Genomic DNA, 18,577 nt, shown 5'->3' on the forward strand with positions numbered 1-18,577 from the left:
GCTGCCGATATCTCGGTCAGTGGGATAGATCTGTCTGCCGTAGCGCGCGCGCCATGCGTACGGAATCGCCCCAGGTGGAAAGCCATATCAATATGTTGGTCGCGACGGAGATGGCTGCGCGAAGCGCTTTGGCGAAGTTATCCTCGCCAACCAGTTGTTGTTCGGCATGGTGCAGGTGCGCCAGTTCTTCCTCGCGGATCGAAAGGATGAGAGCATGAAGCTCCTCATCCCTGGCTGCGAGGAAATGCAACTGATCGTCGAGATGATGATGCACGGTGGCCTCCACGGCTGCCGTGCATGCCCACACGCCGCGCCGGCCTAGCAGCGCCGTGAGGAAACCGAGAAGCCAGCCGCCTCCGCTCCAAAGCTGCATTACCCGGCAGGGGCGAGATTTTCGTGACGGCATGGCTTGCCTGAAAAGCGTGCAATGCCGGATTTCGTGTTCGAGCATTTCCGAAAGCACCGGCACGCATTCGGGATAGAGCCTTCGGGCCACAGTGATCTGTGCGGAATAGATGCGGATGGCGCCGAATTCCCCCGCATGATTGACCCTGACGATACGAGCGATCGTCAGGGCATCGCGCGGAGAAAGGGGAACGACCATCGACGCTTTCCGGTTAGAAGCGTCAGGCCATCGCCTTCTGCAAATTCTCGTCGATCTTGTCGAGGAAACCGGTGGTCGACAGCCAGGGCTGGTCGGGGCCGATCAGCAGCGACAGGTCCTTGGTCATGAAGCCCGACTCGACGGTTTGGATGCAGACCTTTTCCAGCGTCTCGGCGAATTTCTTCAGCGCGGCATTGTCGTCCAGCTTGGCGCGGTGGGCGAGACCGCGCGTCCAGGCGAAGATCGAGGCGATCGAGTTGGTCGAGGTTTCCTCGCCCTTCTGGTGCTGGCGGTAGTGGCGCGTCACGGTGCCGTGCGCGGCTTCCGCTTCCACCGTCTTGCCGTCCGGCGTCATCAGCACCGAGGTCATCAGGCCGAGCGAGCCAAAGCCCTGCGCCACCGTGTCGGACTGCACGTCGCCGTCATAGTTCTTGCACGCCCAGACATAGCCGCCCGACCACTTCAGCGAAGAGGCCACCATGTCGTCGATGAGGCGGTGTTCGTACCACAGCTTGCGCGCCTTGAACTCGGCCTCGAATTCCTTCTCGTACACGTCCTGGAAGATGTCCTTGAAGCGGCCGTCATAGGCCTTGAGGATGGTGTTCTTGGTCGACAGGTAGACCGGATAGTTGCGCAGCAGGCCGTAGTTCAGCGAGGCGCGGGCGAATTCGCGGATCGACTCGTCGAGATTATACATGGCCATCGCCACGCCGGCGCCCGGCGCGTCGAACACGTCGTGCTCGATCACCTGGCCGTCGTCGCCGACGAACTTGATCGACAGCTTGCCCTTGCCGGGGAATTTGAAATCGGTCGCCTTGTACTGGTCGCCGAAAGCGTGGCGGCCGACGATGATCGGCTTGGTCCAGCCCGGCACCAGGCGCGGCACGTTCTTCATGATGATGGGTTCGCGGAAAATGGTGCCGCCCAGGATGTTGCGGATCGTGCCGTTGGGCGACTTCCACATCTTCTTCAGCTTGAATTCCTCGACGCGCTGCTCGTCAGGCGTGATGGTGGCGCATTTCACGCCCACGCCCCATTTGTTGATGGCGTTGGCCGCGTCGATCGTCACCTGGTCGTTGGTGGCGTCGCGGTGCTCGATGCCGAGGTCGTAATATTCGAGGTCGATGTCGAGATAGGGGTGGATCAGCTTGTCCTTGATGAACTGCCAGATGATGCGGGTCATCTCGTCGCCGTCGAGTTCGACGACGGGGTTAGCCACCTTGATCTTCGCCATAAAGAAAGCCTCGCTGCTGGTCGGGAAAGGGCCTCGCGCAGGGCTCGGCCGTCAGATGCGGCTCTCATAGCAAAGCGTGTTGGGGGGTGCAAACGGTGAGAAGCGGGGATGATACAAGATGGCGCCGCTTTGACGGTTCGCAAAGGCCCTTGGCTTGGAACACATCTTGAAGCTCATTTCATGCGTGGTAAGAAATCTCCATGGAACCAAATGAAGTTGAGAAATCAAAAGTGTCGGTCCGCAAGCGTGCGGATGCGATTAAGTCGTTTCGTTGCAAAAATTTGATCGCGGTCGTTGAAGACCCGTCCGACATCAAGAACATCGGGACGGTCCTGCGCAATGTAAACGCGTTGGGCGTCGAGAAAGTATACATCGTCGATCCGCGAAAGGCGCTCCCCGACGATTGGCAAGACATGCGCGAGCGGAAGTCGCTTTCCAAAACATCCGTGTCCGCCGTTAAATGGACATTCGTCAGGCGCTTCGACAGCACCGAAGCGTGTCTCGACCATTTGGAGAAGAAGGGTTTCGTTTCGATAGTCACCTCGCCGCATGTTAAGGGCAAGACGAACGTCTTTCTGCATGAGGGCGATTACACACGACCCACGAAGCTTGCGGTCTGGTTCGGCAACGAGGCACGCGGCATCAGTGCTCTTGCCGTCGAGCGCAGCGAGATGTGTGTGGCAGTTCCGATGTTCGGGATGATCGAGAGCCTCAATCTCGGTACCTGCTCAGGTATCGTTTTGTACGAAGTCGCGAAACAGCGCCGCGAGTACCAGAGCAAATATAGCCGTAGCAGACGGAAGGGGAAACGTGTTGAGCCGCTGCCCACGGTGATGCCTCGCGAAAGCGACGACCACGCTTCAGGCGAAGGCTTCGTAATAGACAAGGTGGCATCGACGGAAGATCTGACCTGACGTCGGAAGCAGCGCCTGCAAATCACCTCGAATCTGCCAACCCTTCATTTCCTCCGCCGAACATGGGGTCGCGACAACGTCGCGAATGAGCGTTCTCTGGTAGCAATGACGAATCGTCCGCTCGAGCGGATGGCCGGTTAGTCTTTGGCGAGCCACAGCTTGGCGAGAACATCGGCATGGTCGCGCCGTGGTGAATGCCAGCTTCCGTGAACTCAGGCCCCGCAGCCCGCACGCGCTCGACAGCGCAGTGTAGCCCTGCCAAGCTGCGCGTATGGAACAGCTTGGCCCGACCGAATTGAGACTGATGCAGGGCCTGGCCCAGGAGGTGACCGCGCTGCGGCCCGAGTTGCTGAACGGCGACGCCACCGTCGGCGAATTGGCCTGGGTCTGGGCCAAGGATTTCGATGCGCTCGGCCCATTCTGGCGGCATCGGTTGTGGCTCGTCGACGGCCGGCTGGCTGGCTGGGGCTGGGCGCATCTGCCTTACAAGGTTCCACGCGGCGACGGCACGTTCCGCGAGAGCGACACCGCCAATCTGATCTGGCAGGCGCATCCGGACCGGCCGGAACTGCTGGTCGACATACTGGACTGGTATGACGATGTGGCGGGCGATGTCGACCGGCTGCTGACGATACAGTCCGCCGATGTCGCGGCGCAGGCGATCGTCACCGCGCATGGCTACGCCTTCGACACGGAGGCCGGTGGAGACGACGGCTCCTGGGTGCAGTTCAACATGCGCGAGCTGACCGACGTGCCGAACCCGGCGCTGCCCGAAGGGTTCCGCTTCCTGACCGCCGCGGAAGTCCCCGCGGCGGATGCGGTCAAGGTGCATCGCGACGCATGGCATCCCTCGGCCTTCAACGAGGCGGCGTTCGAGCGGGTCCGGCAGACCTGGCCGTATCGGGCCGACCTGCATGTGCTGGTCGCCGCACCGGACGGCGCCCTGGCCGCGACCGCGATCATCCGGCTGGACGAGGCGACGCAAACCGCCGAATTCGAGCCCGTCGGCACCCATCCGGATTTCCGGCGGCGAGGGCTGGGCGCCGCGTTGCAACTGCATGGCATGCATCTGGCAAAAGCCGCCGGCGCGAAACACATGCTGGTCGCCTGTCGCGGCGCGCCGGCCCACGCGGCCGCCCGCGACATGTATTACAGCGTCGGCTTTCGCGCCTTCACCCGGGACCTGCCGCAGATCAAGGTCGCGGGGTGACGCCTGTCTTTGCCAACCCTTCATTTTCCCGGCCGAATATGGCAGGGGTCGCGACAATGTCGCAAATGAGCGTTTTCTGGTTGCAATGACGAATTCTTCACACGAAGCGGGCGGCCCCGCCATCATCCTTGTCGAGCCGCAGCTTGGCGAAAACATCGGCATGGTCGCGCGGGCCATGGCGAATTTCGGCTTGAGCGAACTCCGGCTCGTCAACCCGCGCGACGGCTGGCCGAGCGAGAAGGCGCGCGCGGCGGCGAGCCGGGCCGACCATGTTATCGACGCGGTCAAGCTTTACGATGACCTGCCTTCGGCCGTAGCCGACTTGAATTTCGTCTTCGCCACCACGGCGCGCGAGCGCGATGGCTTCAAGGAAGTTCGTGGGCCGGTGGAGGCGGGCAGGGCGCTGCGGTCGCGCCAGCGCGAGGGCTTGAAGACCGGCATCCTGTTCGGGCGCGAGCGTTTCGGCCTCTATAATGAAGAGGTCGGCCTCGCCGACGAGATCGTTACCTTCCCGGTCGATCCGGACTTTTCCTCGCTCAACATCGCCCAGGCCGTGCTTCTGATGTCTTATGAGTGGATGAAGTCCGGGCTGGAGAGCGAGACCGACACCAATTTTGCCGGCCCGGAAATGTTGCCCGCCACCAAGGAACAGCTGCACGGCCTGTTCGCGCATCTGGAGGCGGCGCTGGAGGCGCGCGGCTATTTCCGGCCCGCCGCAAAGAAGCCCAAGATGGTCGACAATCTGCGCGCCGTTCTGACCCGCGCCGGCTTCGCCCAGCCGGAATTGAAGGTGCTGCGTGGTGTGGTTGCGTCGCTCGATTATTTCTCGCCAAAGGAGCCGCGCGGCGCCGGCTATCCCGAACGCAAGGCCAAGGCCGATCGCGCCGCCCATGCGGACGATGACGCCGATACGCTGCCGCCCGAGGGCGGCAAGGGTCTCGACAACGACTGAGGACAAGCGATGAGCGAGCAGCCGATCCTGATGTTCGATTCCGGCGTCGGTGGGCTCACCGTGCTGCGCGAGGCGCGCGTCCTGATGCCCGACCGCCGCTTCATCTACATCACCGACGATGCCGCCTTTCCTTATGGCAATTGGGAAGAGCCGGCGCTGCTGGCGCATCTTCTGGCCCTGTTCGGTGAATTGCTGGAGCGTTATCGCCCGGCCATTTCCGTCATCGCCTGCAATACGGCGTCGACGCTGGTCATCGACGCGCTGCGCGAGACGTTCCCAAGCCATCTTTTCGTCGGCACCGTGCCGGCGATCAAGCCGGCGGCCGAGCGCACGCGCTCCGGCCTGGTTTCGGTGCTGGCGACGCCGGGTACGGTCAAGCGGCAATACACGCGCGACCTGATCGCGAAATGGGCGCAGAAATGTCATGTGCGCCTGGTCGGCTCGACGGCGCTGGCGGGCCTCGCCGAGGTCTATATGCGTGACGGCTTCGTCGACGAGGAAGCCGTGCGCGCCGAGATCGCGCCCTGCTTCATCGAGCAGGACGGCCGTTTCACCGACATCGTCGTTTTGGCCTGCACGCACTATCCCTTCCTGGCCAACCGCATGCGCAAGACCGCGCCCTGGCCGGTCGACTGGATCGACCCGGCGGAAGCGATCGCGCGGCGCGCGCTGTCGCTGCTGGATGGAGCGCAGGCAGGCAGCCGCAGGGACTTCGCACCGAACGGCCCCGACATCGCCGTCTTCACCTCCGGCAAGCCCGACCACGCCATCCGGCGCCTGATGCAGGGCTTTGGGCTGACCACGGTTTCCTGACTTTTCGCCCTGGCCGGCCGAAAAACCGTACCGGACAGGAAGTCCGAGGACTGACCTGTCCGGTATACGCCGTTACGGCGTTCGATGGTTCGGCTCAGTAGCCGAGCGTAAAACGCTTGCCGGTGTGCTTCGGCGTCTCGGCTTCGTCCAGCACGGCGTAGGCGAGATCTTCCACCGAGACATGGCTTTCGCCCTTGGCGTCGAGCACCGGCTCGTCGCCACCCAGGCGGAACTTGCCGGTGCGTTCGCCCGGCGCGATATGCGCGGCCGGCGACACGAGCGACCATTCCAGGCCGCTCTCCTTGCGCAGCTCGGCCAGCGCGTCGCGGGCGCCGCGGGCGCCGTCGCGGTAGGCGTCCGGGAAATGCGGCGAATCGACGAGCTGGCTGCCGTCCGGCGCGTGCAGGCTGCCGGCGCCGCCCACCACGATCAGGCGCACGCCGGCCTGCTTGGCGGCGGCCACAATGGCGCGCGAGCCGGCCATGTGTTTGTTGTAGATGTCGGGATCGCCCCAGCCGCCATTGAAGGCGGAAATGACGACGTCATGGCCGGCGATCAGCGAGGCGAGCTGCTTGACGTCGGTGACGTCGGCCTTGACCGCGGTGACGCCGGCGCCAGCCTGCACCTTGGCCGGGTTGCGCACGATGGCGGTGACGCTGTGGCCGCGCTGGGTGGCTTCCTTGGTGAGCGCGCCGCCGACGAAGCCGGAAGCGCCGATAAGGGCGATCTTCATGGATGGTCTCCTTGTCTTTCCCCTTCCCCTTGCCGGGAAAGATGGATATTTTCAGTAATCAGGTTATCACGGGTAACTACATAGCGACGACCGCTTGCCGCGAAAAGAACGCATGATTTCGTGCCCAGGTTACGTGAAAGGAACCGCATGAACGCCAGAACCAACGAAGCGGGCGTGCCGCTGCTTCACACCACGCCGGGTTTCGCCATCGACGCCGACGGCAATTGTCCGATCCGCGAGGCGCTGGACCGTTTCGGCGACACCTGGAGCATCCTGGTCATCCTCAACCTGCAGCCGGCGACCATGCGCTTCAACGCGCTGAAACGGTCGATCGAAGGCATCTCGCAGCGCATGCTGACGGTGACGCTGCGCTCATTGGAACGCGACGGCCTTGTGCGTCGCACCGTGCGGCCGACCACGCCGCCGGAGGTGGAATACGCGCTGACCGAGCTCGGCCAGTCGCTTGCCGTGCCGATCGCGGCACTCGGCGCCTGGGCCGCCGGCAACCGCGACAATCTGCGTGTCGCGCGCGCCGCCTTCGACGCCGCCGCCTGAGGCCGGAGCGCCGATATGTCGGCGCGTGCCTGAGCCAACGCACCGGACGCGGCCCGATCCCCGCGCTTGACAGAACGATGACAGCGGTCTATCGAACCCGCGCAACGCCGGGCCGTGAGGTCCGGTGCTTTGTTTTATGCCGCAAGGTCCGGGAATCATCCGATTTCAGGTTCTTGCATCACCGACGTGTCCCGTGGATCTTCTTGTCGCTTGCGCGGAAGATCCTGTCAGGCTCCGAAAACGGGGGCCAGAGGAGGGCGCGTTTCCTTCACTCGGACCATGAGGTCCGGGTATTTTGTTTTGAAAGGGAATGCGATGAGCAAACGCGAATCCGCAAAGTACAAGATCGACCGTCGCCTTGGCGAAAACATCTGGGGCCGTCCGAAGTCCCCGGTCAACAAGCGCGAATACGGTCCCGGTCAGCACGGCCAGCGCCGCAAGGGCAAGCTGTCGGACTTCGGTCTGCAGCTGCGCGCCAAGCAGAAGCTGAAGGGTCACTACGGCGACGTTTCGGAAAAGCAGTTCCGCAAGACCTACGAAGAGGCCGACCGCCGCAAGGGCGACACCTCCGAGAACCTGATCGGCCTGCTGGAATCGCGCCTGGACGCCGTCGTCTACCGCGCCAAGTTCGTGCCGACCATTTTCGCTGCCCGTCAGTTCGTCAACCACGGCCACATCAACGTCAACGGCAAGCGCACCAACATCGGTTCGTACCGTTGCAAGGTCGGCGACGTCATCGAGGTGCGCGAGAAGTCGAAGCAGCTCGTCATCGTCCTGGAATCGGTCGCGCTCGCCGAGCGTGATGTGCCGGACTACATCGAAGCCGATCACAACAAGATGGTCGCCACCTTCGCTCGCATCCCCGGCCTGTCGGACGTTCCGTACGCCGTCCAGATGGAGCCGAACCTGGTCGTCGAATATTATTCGCGCTAATCAGGCGGCGAATACAGATTGCGAAAAGGCCGCCTCCGGGCGGCCTTTTTTGTCTGGAGCGTTTGTTTGGCGGGGCGAGCGCCGCTATAAGGCGCGGCATCATCCTGCGGAACGTTACGCCATGAACGTGCAAGCCGAAACCATCCCCGATCTCGACGGCGGCTGCCATCCGCTATTTCGCGATGTGTCGTCTTCGGTCGAGTTCAACAAGCTGCGCAAGCGGCTGCTCAGGCTGGCGCGCCAGGCTATGGACGACTTTTCCATGGTCAAGCCCGGCGAACGCTGGCTGGTGGCGCTGTCGGGCGGCAAGGATTCCTACGGCCTGCTCGCGCTTTTGCTGGATCTCAAATGGCGCGGCCTTCTGCCGGTGGAGCTCGTCGCCTGCAATCTCGACCAGGGCCAGCCGAACTTCCCCAAGCACATCCTGCCGGATTATCTCACCGCCAACGGCATCGCCCACCGCATCGAATATCAGGACACCTATTCGATCGTCACCGACAAGCTGCCGCAGGGCGCCACCTATTGTTCGCTGTGCTCCAGGCTGCGGCGTGGCCATCTCTACCGCGTCGCGCGGGAGGAAGGCTGTTCGGCGCTGGTGCTTGGCCACCACCGCGAGGACATCCTCGAGACCTTCTTCATGAACCTCTTCCATGGCGGGCGGCTGGCGGCGATGCCGCCGAAGCTGCTCAACGACGAGGGCGACATGATGGTGCTGCGCCCGCTCGCCTATTGCGCCGAGGACGATCTGGAAAAATTCGCCGCCGCCATGGCCTTCCCGATCATCCCCTGCGACCTGTGCGGCAGCCAGGAAGGCCTGCAGCGCAACGCCATGAAGGCGATGCTGGACGATATCGAGAAGAAGCAGCCCGGCCGCAAGGACACCATGATCCGCGCCATGGGCAATGTAAGGCCGTCGCATCTGCTCGACCGCAAACTGTTCGATTTCGCCGCGCTGGCCACCACTATCGGGAATGACGATGCACTTTGACGACCGCGATATCGAATGGCTGACCGGCGTTCTGGCCGATGCGGCCGCACAGGAGATCATGCCGCGCTTCCGGCGCCTTGGTGCCGGCGACATCCAGCAGAAGAAGTCGGCCGCCGACCTCGTCACCCAAGCGGACATCAACGCCGAGCGTGTCATCACGCAGGCGATCGCCGCGCGTTATCCGGACGCCCTCATCGCCGGCGAAGAGGCCTGCGAGGCCGACAAGACGCTGCTGGCGAAGCTCGGCGGCAGCAAGCTGGCCTTCGTCATCGACCCGGTCGACGGAACCTACAATTTCGCCTCCGGCGTGCCGGTGTTCGGCGTCATCCTGGCGGTGGTCCAGGACGGCGAGACCGTGGCGGGCATCATCTACGATCCTGTCGGCAAGGATGCCCTGATCGGCGTTCGCGGAGCGGGAAGCCACATGGTTGGCGCACAGGGGCCGGAACGTGTCGCCGTGGCCGAACCGGTGCCGTTCTCGCTGATGACCGGTGCGCTCGGCTGGCAGGCCTTCGACGAACCCGAGCGTTCGCTGCTCGCCAGGAACCAGGCCAAGTGCCTGTCCTACATCGGCTACCGCTGCTCGGCGCATGAATATCGCGTGCTTGCCGCCGGCCACGCGCATTTCATCGTCCAGAACGTGATGATGCCGTGGGATCACCTGGCCGGCGTGCTCATCCACCAGGAGGCAGGCGGCTACGCGGCGCGCTTCGACGGCAGCGCCTACCTGCCGTCGCATCTCTCCGGTGGGCTGATTGTGGCGCCCGACAAGGCAAGCTGGGCCGAGATCAGGCGCGAACTCTGGGCCTGACAAGGACCGGCAGCGCTTGGCTGCCGGCCTTGCAATCAGTGAGCAGCCTCGGCGCTGACCGTCTGGTGCGCGCTTGGCGCGGTGAACAGCTTGCCACGCTCGGCGATCAGCACCAGGACCAGCGCCATCAGCCCGACGCCGCAGAAGCCCGCGGCCAGCGGTGTGACCGTGCCGTCGAAGGCCTGGCCAACGGCGGCGCCGATCAGGCCGCCACCCAATGTCTGGATGAAACCCTGGATCGACGCGGCAGTGCCGGCGATGTGGCCGAGCGGCTCCATGGCGATGGCGTTGAAGTTCGAGCCGATCCAGCCGAACTGGAACATGGCCGCCGCGAACAGAAGCACGAACAGCGGCAACGGCACCGGCCCGAACAGCGATATCACGAACCAGATCGTCGAGACGATGGTGAAGCCGATCAGCGCACCATGCGACAGGCGGCGCATGCCAAAGCGCATCACCAGCCGCGAATTCAGGAACGACGACACCGCCATCATGCCGGCGATGGCCGCGAACAGCACCGGAAACCAGTAGCCGAGGTGGTAGATGCCGATATAGACCTGCGGCGCCGAGTTGATGAAGCCGAACAGCGCAGCGAACACCGCGGTGGATGCCAGCGTGTAGCCGAGCGACAGCCGGTTCGACAGCACGATCCTGAAGCCCTGGAAGATCGAGCCGAGATCGACGTCGCGGCGGTCTTCGGGATGCTGCGTTTCCGGCAGGCGGATGACGGCCCACAGCGCGATCGCCGCGGCGATCAGCGCCATCACCATGAAGATCATGTGCCAGTTGGCGAAGATCATCACCACTTGTCCGATCGACGGCGCCACCACCGGGATCACCATGAACACCATGAAGATCAGCGACATCACCTCGGCCATGGCGCGGCCGCCGAAACGGTCGCGCACCATCGAAACCGCGATGACACGGGTCGAAGCGGCACCGATGCCCTGGATGAAGCGCAGCGCCAGCAAGGTCTCGAAAGTCGGTGCGAAGACCGCGCCGGCGGCGGCGCAGATGTAGATGGTCAGTCCCACCAGCAACGGCGTGCGGCGGCCGAAACGGTCCGACAGCGGCCCATAGGCCAGGAGCGCGAAGGCGAGGCCGCCGAAATAGGCGGAGATCACATATTGGCGGTGGTTCTCGCTGGCGACGCCGAGGCTGGCGCCGATCTCCTGCAGGCCCGGCAGCATGATGTCGATGGCCAGCGCGTTGAGCGCCATCAGCGCCGCGCACAGCGCGATGAATTCCCAGCGCGGGATCGGGAAGGCCATCTCTTTGGCCGGCTGTTGAACTTGCGTATCCATGAGGGCGTCCCCAATGCCAAAACGCCGATGCGCCGTTAGAGCGTCCTTTGCGCGTCCGTTCGGACGCGCAAAGGACGCTCTAACATTATGAATCCGCGCATCGTGCTTTCCGAAAACCGAACCCGATTTTCGGAAAGCACGATGCGCCGGGTGGCCGGCGCATCGGGTCTCGCGTCCTCGAACGGACGGTTGTTCAGTTGTGGGCCGGGCTCGATCGTCCGGCGGGCGTCAGGTCAGGCGGCGCCTTTGACCTTGATGCCTTTCTCGTCGAAGAAGGCCTGCAATTCGCCGGCCTGGAACATCTCGCGAATGATGTCGCAACCGCCCACGAATTCGCCCTTCACATAGAGCTGCGGGATCGTCGGCCAGTTGGAATAGTCCTTGATGCCCTGGCGCAGCTCGTTGGAGTCCAACACGTTGACGCCCTTGTAGTCGACGCCGACATAGTCGAGGATCTGCACGACCTGGCCCGAGAAACCGCACTGCGGGAAGCCCGGTGTACCCTTCATGAACAGGACGACGTCGTTGCTCTTCACTTCGCTGTCGATGTAGTCGTTGATTCCGCTCATGGGCAAAAATCCTTCTGCGCCCGTGGGAGTCGGGCTTGAAACATGAGCATCAGATAAACCCGACAGCCGTGCGAGACAAGATGTTTGCCGATTTGCACTTAGGAATGGCGCAAGCGACGGGCCGTGGCTGGGCCAATCCGCCGGCCGGCGTGAAGAGCCGATGATGCGCCGGGTCCTGTTCGGCGGGCTGGCGGCGCTTTTGGCCGGTGCCCTGGCTGCCGCATGGTTTGTCTCGCTGCCGCGCCCGTCTGGCTTGGAGATTTCACCTACAGCCCAACCCGCTACCGCGCCTCAACCCGGCCTGTCGCCGGCTCCCGCACCGGCGTCGCCATCGCCATCGCAGGTGCCATCCACGCCGCCGCAGGTGCCGCCGGCACCTCCGTTGCCGCCGGGTGGCCAAGCGCCGACCGCGCCGGACAATCAGGCGCCGAACGGGGAGGCGCCCGCCGCGCTCCCACCGGCGCCGGCGACGCCAAGCGAAGCGGCGCCCATCGCGCCGGCCGCATTGCCGGAGCCCTGTCGCGACCAGACCTTCGAGACGGTCGCCTATGTCGTATGCGAGATCGATCTTCGCCGCTACGCGGTGACGTTGCAGCGGGCGGACGCCGGCGGTGTGCCTTACGCCTCGGTGCGAAAATTCACGCAGGCCATGCGCGCCGCCGGCACGCCGGCGCTGCTCGCCATGAATGCCGGCATGTACCACAAGGATTTGACGCCGGTCGGCCTGTTCGTGGCGGCGGGCCGCGAGGAAGCGCCGCTCAACCGCGACGACGCCGACGGAAATTTTTTCCTGAAACCCAATGGCGTCTTTTATGTCGACACCGACGGCAAGGCGGGCGTGTTGGAAACCGGCGCCTATGCCGCGACAAAACCCTCGGTGGCCTATGCCACGCAATCCGGCCCGATGCTGGTCATCGACGGCGCCCTGCATCCGCGCTTCGAGCCGAATGGCTCCTCCCGCTACATCCGCAACGGGGTCGGCGTCCGTGATCCCGATACGATCGTGCTGGTCATCTCGCGCGGCGAGGTCAGCCTCGGCAGCTTCGCCCGGCTGTTCCGCGACGCACTCGGCTGCAGGAACGCGCTGTTCTTCGACGGCGCCATCTCGACGCTTTCCAACGGCACCGACACGATCGTCGGCGCCTCGTTCCCGGCGGGGCCGATCCTGGCGGTGCGAATGAAGGAGAATGGGCGCTAGACGACCTCGTTTCGCGCGAAACAGACCCATTTTGCGCGCAAACAGCGGCTTGTAGACAAATCCGACGCGATTTTCGGGGGTGTCACCGACAACCGTCTGAATCAAAAGCGCTTTTTCATTTCACTTTTGTCGGCCGCGGGCGTTCTGTCCACATCGCGCGTCAGCAGCAGGCAGGAGCGCCGGCCTGGCCGAAGCGCGGGCACGTCCGGATTTTCTTAGTAAAATCAGTCCGGTATGCTGGTCTGCAGGGCCAGCGCGTGCAAAACGCCGCCCATATTGCCCTTCAGCGCGTCATAGACCATCTGGTGCTGCTGCACCCGGCTCTTGCCGCGGAAGCTTTCCGCCACGACCTCGGCTGCATAGTGGTCGCCGTCGCCGGCGAGATCGCGAATGGTCACCCGGGCGTCCGGAATGCCTTCCTTGATCAGCCGTTCGATGTCGTGTGCGTCCATCGCCATGGGACGTTCCTTCTTCAGTTCCCGATGAGGCGAGGAAATCAGGATTCGCCAGCCTCGGTCAATTCATCGGGTCTTAGTTTCGAAAACGAACCGGCATGCGAGATTTACGCAGTTGCACGGTGGAATACCGTTTGTCGGAAAACCGCTGTCCATTCTGTGCGGGTCGAAATCTGCCCAAGCCGACAGTTGGGAAAAGGTAGATCGAAAGCGATCGCGACAGACGGGCCATTTTTTCGAAAAGCCACCAAACTACCGCTTCCCCGATACGTTGCTGGATTGCCCATAACACGAAGAGAAGCAATCTGAGGATCAGGCCGAAGAAAAACTCAACCATTTCGATTTGCCACTGCGACAGCCGCTATGTTTGACTTTCACTCGCGCATCTCAGGCTTCCATGAAGGCAGGAAACCAGGATTCGTGCGCCGTTTTCAAGTCCTTGATTGATATGGCGCGTGCCGACCCGAGTTTCAATTCGCTGCCGCCGGTGGTGCCGATCCACGGCGCGAAGATGCCGAGCGCCTTGGCTTCGTTCCACAGCGCCTGCAATTCCTGCGACTGACCGCCGAACTTCACCGTCACCAGATAGCGGCTCTGATCCTCGCCGAAGAACACCGGGATCGGGTCGGCGCCGCTCAAGCCCGGCACGGTTGCGCCGATGCCGGATGCCATCGCCATTTCGGCCAGCGCCACGGCGAGGCCGCCGTCGGAGAGGTCGTGTACGGCGGTGGTGGCGCCGCTGTGGATCAGCTTGCGCACGAAATCGCCGACCTTTTTCTCGTGAGCGAGATCGACCGGCGGCGGCGGACCGTCGCTGCGGCCATGGATGTCGCGCATATAGATCGACTGGGCGAGGTGGCTGCCCCAGCCGGCGGGACCGCCGACGAGCAGGATGACTTCGCCTTCGCTGGCAAAGCCGAGCCTGGCCATCTTCGACCAGTCGTCGATCAGGCCGACGCCGCCAATGGTCGGCGTCGGCAGGATGCCCTGGCCGTTGGTTTCGTTGTAGAGCGAGACGTTGCCCGACACGATCGGGAAGTCGAGCGCGCGGCAGGCATCGCCGATGCCGGTCACCGCCTTGGCGAACTGGCCCATGATCTCGGGCCGCTCGGGATTGCCGAAATTGAGGTTGTCGGTGGCAGCCAACGGCAGCGAGCCGGTCGCGGTGAGATTGCGCCAGCATTCGGCCACCGCCTGCTTGCCGCCTTCGTAAGGGTCGGCCTCGCAATAGCGCGGCGTCACGTCGGAGGAGAAGGCGAGCGCCTTGCTGGCATGGCCGTCGACGCGCACGACACCGGCGTCGCCGCCCGGAATCTGCAGCGAATTGCCCTGGATCAGCGTGTCGTATTGTTCCCACACCCAGCGGCGCGACGACAGGTCGGGCCCGCCGAGCATCTTCACAAGTGCTGCGGCCACATCCGCCTGCGGAATGTCGTTCGCCGCCAGCGGTGCGCGCTTGGCCGGCTCCACCCAGGGGCGGTCATATTCGGGTGCCTGGTCGCCGAGTTCCTTGATCGGCAGGTTGGCGACTTCCTCGCCCTGATGCAGGATGCGGAAGCGTAGATCGTCGGTGGTCTTGCCGACGATGGCGAAGTCGAGCCCCCATTTGACGAAGATCGCCTCGGCTTCTTCTTCCTTTTCGGGGCGCAGCACCATCAGCATGCGCTCCTGGCTCTCCGACAACATCATCTCATAGGCTGACATGCGCTCTTCGCGCACCGGCACCTTGTCGAGGTCGAGCTCGATGCCGAGGTCGCCCTTGGCGCCCATCTCGACGGCCGAACAGGTGAGGCCGGCGGCGCCCATGTCCTGGATGGCGATGACAGCGCCCGACGCCATCAGTTCGAGGCAGGCTTCGAGCAGGCACTTTTCGGTGAAGGGGTCGCCCACCTGCACGGTCGGGCGCTTCTCGTCGATCTTGTCGTCGAACTCAGCCGACGCCATTGTGGCGCCGCCGACGCCGTCGCGGCCGGTCTTGGCGCCGAGATAGACGACGGGCAGGCCGACACCCTTGGCCTGCGACAGGAAGATGCCATCGGCCTTGGCGAGGCCGGCGGCGAAGGCGTTGACCAGGATGTTGCCATTGTAGCGCGCGTCGAAATTGACCTCGCCGCCAACCGTCGGCACGCCGAAGGAATTGCCGTAGCCGCCGACGCCGCTGACCACGCCGGCCACCAGATGGCGGGTTTTCGGATGATCGGGCGAACCGAAACGCAGCGCGTTCATGGCCGCGATCGGCCTGGCGCCCATGGTGAAGACGTCGCGCAGGATGCCGCCGACCCCGGTCGCAGCGCCCTGATAGGGCTCGATGAAGGAGGGGTGGTTGTGGCTCTCCATCTTGAAGACGACGACGTCGCCGTCGCCGATGTCGACCACGCCGGCGTTCTCGCCCGGACCCTGGATGACGCGCGGGCCCTTGGTGGGCAGCGTGCGCAGCCATTTCTTGGAGGATTTGTACGAGCAGTGCTCGTTCCACATCGCCGAGAAGATGCCAAGTTCGGTGAAGGTCGGCTCACGCCCGACCAGATCCAGGATACGCTGGTATTCGTCGGGCTTCAGCCCGTGCGATGCGATCAGCTCGGGTGTGATTTTCACGGTGTTGGAGATGGTCATGGTGCGGCGGGCAGCTCCGAAAGCGTGTTGGGGCCCCTATAGCCGAACAGCCGGCGCCGCGACACTGCCGATTTCAGAAAAAAAGCCGCATGCCACAGGCAGTTTGCGCAGTCTAGAGCGCCACGCGTCCGTTCGGACCCGCAAAGGACGCTTTAGAACCTTGAATCCGCGCATTGTGCTTACCGAAAATCGGACCTGATTTTCGGGCTGATACACTAGGCGTTTGGCGCCGGCGCGAGGCGTTTCGCAAGCACCATCGTGCCGGGCCGGGCGGCCCCGCCGGGGCCGGGAAGGGCCAGCACGTCGCCGGCCTCGACCTTGCCGCCGCATGTGGCGCAGGTGATTTCGGGTTCCAGCGGGTTGCCGCATGTCTTGTGCACGAAGCGCATGGGCTGCCCCTCCCTGGGTTGCACCCAGCGGTCTCCCCAGCTCGTCAGGGCGACGATGATCGGGACCAGTTCCTCGCCGGCCTTCGTGAGGCGGTATTCGAACCGCGCCGGCCGGCTCTGATACGCCACGCGTTGCAGGATGCCGCCCTCGGCCAGGTGTCGAAGCCGGCGCGTCAGCAGATTGCGCGAAATGCCCAAATCCACTGCGATATCGTCGAAACGCGACACGCCAAGGAAGACGTCGCGGACGATGAGCGGCGACCACCAGTCACCGAACACCTCCAGCGAGCGGGCGAGCGAACAGCGCATGTCGGCGAAGCTTACCTTTTTCATGCCGCGATCCTAGTCAGTTGCTTGATTGAACTCAAGGCGATAGGTTCAATCATTGAATGGAGGCGTGCCATGTATCATGCGATCGTTCGTGCCCGCATTCGCTCCCTGTTCGAGAGCGTCAACAAGGGCGATGCCGGCCCGGTGCTTGCGGCTTTCGCGCCGCGTTTCGAACATCGCTTCCTGGGCGAGGGGCATGCGCTTTCCGGGGTCCGCACCTCCTTGTCCGCAACGAGGCTATGGTATGAGCGCCTTTATCGCCTGCTGCCGGATTTGCATTTCGACCTGGACGGGATCGCCGTCAGCGGACCGCCCTGGAATACGCTCGCCATTGTCGATTGGTTGGAAACCAACAGCGGCACCGACGGAGTGCGCACCCACAATCGCGGCATTCACGCCGTGCGCCTGGCCTGGGGCAGGATGACCTCGCTTCACATTTGCCCGGACACGGCCGGGCTGGTGGCGACGCTGGATCGCCTGGCTGCCGCGGGCAACAGTGAGGCGCACGCGCCGCCGATCACGGGCTGAAGCGCGCGCCTGCCGGCGTTTCAGCCGAAGGAATCGTAGCCGACGCGGCCTTCTTCCAGAAGCCTGCGGATGATTTCCACGCCGCGCGCGACTTCGGCGCGCTGGCCCGGAGCCGAAATGCCGAAGCGTGCGCCGTGAAGCACCTGTTCGGAGCGGCCGGCCTTGAACTCGTCCTCGTCGTCGAGCAGCAGGTCGTTTTCGAACGAGGCCTTCTTGAACGTGCCGGAGAGCCAGGGATCGGGCAGGGTGAGCCAGACGAAGGGCACGTTGTCGTGTGCCTTGAAGGTGAAGCCGGCGAGCTTCTCGCGCACGATGGCGATGCGGGCGTTGATCTCGCCGATGCTCTTGTTGCGGATGTCGTGCGCCTGGCCCGACAGCACCAGTTGCGCGCCGACCTCGGCAAGCAGGAAGGGCATGCCGCCGGTCAACATCTTGTGCGCCACCTGGATGCGGTGCCGGTAGGCCGGCGGGCACGACAGCCAGCCGCCGCGCACGCCCGCTGCCACCGATTTCGACAGGCCGCCGGCAACGATGGTGCGTTCCGGCGCCAGTTCGGCCAGAAGCGGGGTCGGATCGTTGGTGAGGCCGCCGTAAAGATCGTCCTCGATCAGGAGCACATTGTATTCGCGCGCGATGCGGGCGATCTCGCGCCGGCGGTCGGTGTCGATCGTCACCAGCGTCGGGTTTTGCACCGTCGGCATCAGAAACAGCATCTTTGGATGCTTCTGCGCGCAGACCCGTTCGAAATCCTGCGGGTCGAGGCCGCCGGAATCGGAATCGACCAACACAACACGCCGGCCGACCAGCCCGGCGCTGCGTGAAATCTGCGAATAGGTGAGATGTTCGAAGGCGATGCTGTCGCCCGGCACGGTGAGCGCGGCAATGGCGGCCATCACCGCCGGGTGGGTGCCCAGCGTCGGCACGATGGTGTCGGGCGCGGGGCGAAAGTTATTGCGGGCGAGCCAAAGGCTGCCGGCTTCGTACCAGCGCTGGGGGAAGTCGCGCGTATAGCTGGCGATTTCGTAGGGGTGTTCCTGCGCCGTCTTCGTCAACAGATCGGCGATGGCGACGCCCTGGCCGGTGTCTGGCGCGGCAGTGGTGTCGAAACGCAGCTTGCCGGACGGCGGTTCGGTCAGCTTCGTGCTCTCGGCGTAGGACGAGAGCGTTATCGCATCCGCCGGCGCGCCGTCGGAATGGCGCTTCAGCACATAGGTGCCGCGGCCGACCTCGCCGCTGACCAGTCCTCGCTCGCGCAGCAATTGGTAGGCGCGGCCGACGGTGCCGACGGTCGCGCCGATGTCATAGGCGAGGTCGCGCTGCGGCGGCAGCTTGACGCCGGCGCCGAGCACACCGCGATCGATGTCCGCTTCGATGCGGTCGGCCAGGCGCTGGTAAAGCGGGCCGGTGCCGGTCGAAAGGTCGGGGAGCCAAGTTGTCATGGTGA

Annotated in this window: 19 protein-coding genes; 10 read left to right on the forward strand and 9 right to left on the reverse strand. The window is 64.1% G+C overall.

Features of this window, described 5'->3' with window-relative positions; genetic code table 11:
• Nucleotides 1-16: 16 nt before the first annotated feature.
• Together AB4136_RS10005 and AB4136_RS10010 are read right to left on the reverse strand one after the other, a co-directional pair.
• Nucleotides 17-604, reverse strand: a complete 588-nt coding sequence (locus AB4136_RS10005; protein ID WP_137900427.1) for a demethoxyubiquinone hydroxylase family protein — start codon at nucleotides 602-604, stop codon at nucleotides 17-19.
• A gap of 22 nt (nucleotides 605-626) precedes the next feature.
• Nucleotides 627-1,838 carry an NADP-dependent isocitrate dehydrogenase gene (locus AB4136_RS10010; RefSeq protein WP_137900428.1) on the reverse strand — a complete coding sequence of 404 codons (1,212 nt, stop codon included), beginning with the start codon at nucleotides 1,836-1,838 and terminating at the stop codon, nucleotides 627-629.
• Between the two features lie 200 nt (nucleotides 1,839-2,038).
• On the opposite strand from AB4136_RS10010, the gene AB4136_RS10015 reads away from it, so the two are divergent.
• The 4 genes from AB4136_RS10015 (at nucleotide 2,039) to murI (ending at nucleotide 5,727) form a co-directional block, all read left to right on the forward strand.
• The gene (locus AB4136_RS10015; RefSeq protein WP_137900429.1) at nucleotides 2,039-2,752 is read left to right on the forward strand and encodes a TrmH family RNA methyltransferase; all 714 of its coding nucleotides are present in this window, start codon (nucleotides 2,039-2,041) and stop codon (nucleotides 2,750-2,752) included.
• Between the two features lie 304 nt (nucleotides 2,753-3,056).
• Nucleotides 3,057-3,962 (forward strand): GNAT family N-acetyltransferase, encoded by a 906-nt coding sequence (locus tag AB4136_RS10020; protein ID WP_441931168.1) that lies wholly within the window; start codon nucleotides 3,057-3,059, stop codon nucleotides 3,960-3,962.
• Between the two features lie 85 nt (nucleotides 3,963-4,047).
• Nucleotides 4,048-4,914: an RNA methyltransferase gene (locus AB4136_RS10025; RefSeq protein WP_137900431.1), complete on the forward strand. Its 867-nt coding sequence runs from the start codon at nucleotides 4,048-4,050 to the stop codon at nucleotides 4,912-4,914.
• Nucleotides 4,915-4,923: 9 nt separating this feature from the next.
• Complete coding sequence (gene murI / locus AB4136_RS10030) at nucleotides 4,924-5,727, forward strand: glutamate racemase (protein WP_137900432.1); 804 nt, start codon at nucleotides 4,924-4,926, stop codon at nucleotides 5,725-5,727.
• 94 nt (nucleotides 5,728-5,821) lie between these two features.
• Here the strand turns inward: murI and AB4136_RS10035 are convergent, their stop codons facing one another.
• Nucleotides 5,822-6,460, reverse strand: a complete 639-nt coding sequence (locus tag AB4136_RS10035) for an NAD(P)-dependent oxidoreductase (protein ID WP_137900433.1) — start codon at nucleotides 6,458-6,460, stop codon at nucleotides 5,822-5,824.
• Between the two features lie 147 nt (nucleotides 6,461-6,607).
• Here AB4136_RS10035 and AB4136_RS10040 point away from each other — a divergent pair, with 147 nt between their 5' ends.
• The 4 genes from AB4136_RS10040 (at nucleotide 6,608) to AB4136_RS10055 (ending at nucleotide 9,747) form a co-directional block, all read left to right on the forward strand.
• Complete coding sequence (locus AB4136_RS10040; protein ID WP_024923784.1) at nucleotides 6,608-7,015, forward strand: winged helix-turn-helix transcriptional regulator; 408 nt, start codon at nucleotides 6,608-6,610, stop codon at nucleotides 7,013-7,015.
• 315 nt (nucleotides 7,016-7,330) lie between these two features.
• A complete protein-coding gene (rpsD, locus tag AB4136_RS10045) occupies nucleotides 7,331-7,948 on the forward strand; it encodes a 30S ribosomal protein S4 (protein ID WP_024923783.1) in 618 nt (205 codons plus the stop codon).
• 121 nt (nucleotides 7,949-8,069) lie between these two features.
• Nucleotides 8,070-8,936, forward strand: a complete 867-nt coding sequence (gene ttcA, locus AB4136_RS10050; protein WP_137900434.1) for a tRNA 2-thiocytidine(32) synthetase TtcA — start codon at nucleotides 8,070-8,072, stop codon at nucleotides 8,934-8,936.
• Entirely contained in the window at nucleotides 8,926-9,747 is an 822-nt protein-coding gene (locus AB4136_RS10055; protein WP_137900435.1) for an inositol monophosphatase family protein, read from the forward strand. Before ttcA ends, AB4136_RS10055 begins: the two co-directional genes overlap by 11 nt.
• Before the next feature lie 35 nt (nucleotides 9,748-9,782).
• Here AB4136_RS10055 and AB4136_RS10060 read toward each other — a convergent pair whose 3' ends face one another.
• Nucleotides 9,783-11,051, reverse strand: a complete 1,269-nt coding sequence (locus AB4136_RS10060; protein ID WP_024923780.1) for a multidrug effflux MFS transporter — start codon at nucleotides 11,049-11,051, stop codon at nucleotides 9,783-9,785.
• Nucleotides 11,052-11,284: 233 nt separating this feature from the next.
• A complete protein-coding gene (gene grxD / locus AB4136_RS10065; RefSeq protein ID WP_024923779.1) occupies nucleotides 11,285-11,620 on the reverse strand; it encodes a Grx4 family monothiol glutaredoxin in 336 nt (111 codons plus the stop codon).
• A 160-nt stretch (nucleotides 11,621-11,780) separates the two neighbouring features.
• Between grxD and AB4136_RS10070 the strand changes: the two genes are divergently transcribed.
• Nucleotides 11,781-12,818 (forward strand): phosphodiester glycosidase family protein, encoded by a 1,038-nt coding sequence (locus tag AB4136_RS10070; RefSeq protein ID WP_024923778.1) that lies wholly within the window; start codon nucleotides 11,781-11,783, stop codon nucleotides 12,816-12,818.
• Nucleotides 12,819-13,042: 224 nt separating this feature from the next.
• On the opposite strand, the gene AB4136_RS10075 is transcribed toward AB4136_RS10070, so the two are convergent.
• The 3 genes from AB4136_RS10075 to AB4136_RS10085 form a co-directional block, all read right to left on the reverse strand.
• Entirely contained in the window at nucleotides 13,043-13,276 is a 234-nt protein-coding gene (locus AB4136_RS10075) for a BolA/IbaG family iron-sulfur metabolism protein (RefSeq protein ID WP_024923777.1), read from the reverse strand.
• 384 nt (nucleotides 13,277-13,660) lie between these two features.
• Nucleotides 13,661-15,886 carry a phosphoribosylformylglycinamidine synthase subunit PurL gene (gene purL / locus AB4136_RS10080; protein WP_024923775.1) on the reverse strand — a complete coding sequence of 742 codons (2,226 nt, stop codon included), beginning with the start codon at nucleotides 15,884-15,886 and terminating at the stop codon, nucleotides 13,661-13,663.
• Between the two features lie 215 nt (nucleotides 15,887-16,101).
• On the reverse strand, nucleotides 16,102-16,608 hold the full coding sequence (locus AB4136_RS10085; RefSeq protein ID WP_024923774.1) for a winged helix-turn-helix transcriptional regulator: 507 nt from the start codon (nucleotides 16,606-16,608) through the stop codon (nucleotides 16,102-16,104).
• Nucleotides 16,609-16,677: 69 nt separating this feature from the next.
• Here AB4136_RS10085 and AB4136_RS10090 point away from each other — a divergent pair, with 69 nt between their 5' ends.
• Nucleotides 16,678-17,133 (forward strand): nuclear transport factor 2 family protein, encoded by a 456-nt coding sequence (locus tag AB4136_RS10090; RefSeq protein WP_024923773.1) that lies wholly within the window; start codon nucleotides 16,678-16,680, stop codon nucleotides 17,131-17,133.
• A gap of 20 nt (nucleotides 17,134-17,153) precedes the next feature.
• On the opposite strand, the gene AB4136_RS10095 is transcribed toward AB4136_RS10090, so the two are convergent.
• Nucleotides 17,154-18,572: an aminotransferase-like domain-containing protein gene (locus AB4136_RS10095; protein WP_024923772.1), complete on the reverse strand. Its 1,419-nt coding sequence runs from the start codon at nucleotides 18,570-18,572 to the stop codon at nucleotides 17,154-17,156.
• Between the last annotated feature and the right edge of the window lie 5 nt (nucleotides 18,573-18,577).

This window comes from Mesorhizobium sp. 2RAF21, from assembly GCF_052115345.1.
Classification (GTDB): Bacteria; Pseudomonadota; Alphaproteobacteria; order Rhizobiales; family Rhizobiaceae; genus Mesorhizobium; species Mesorhizobium terrae.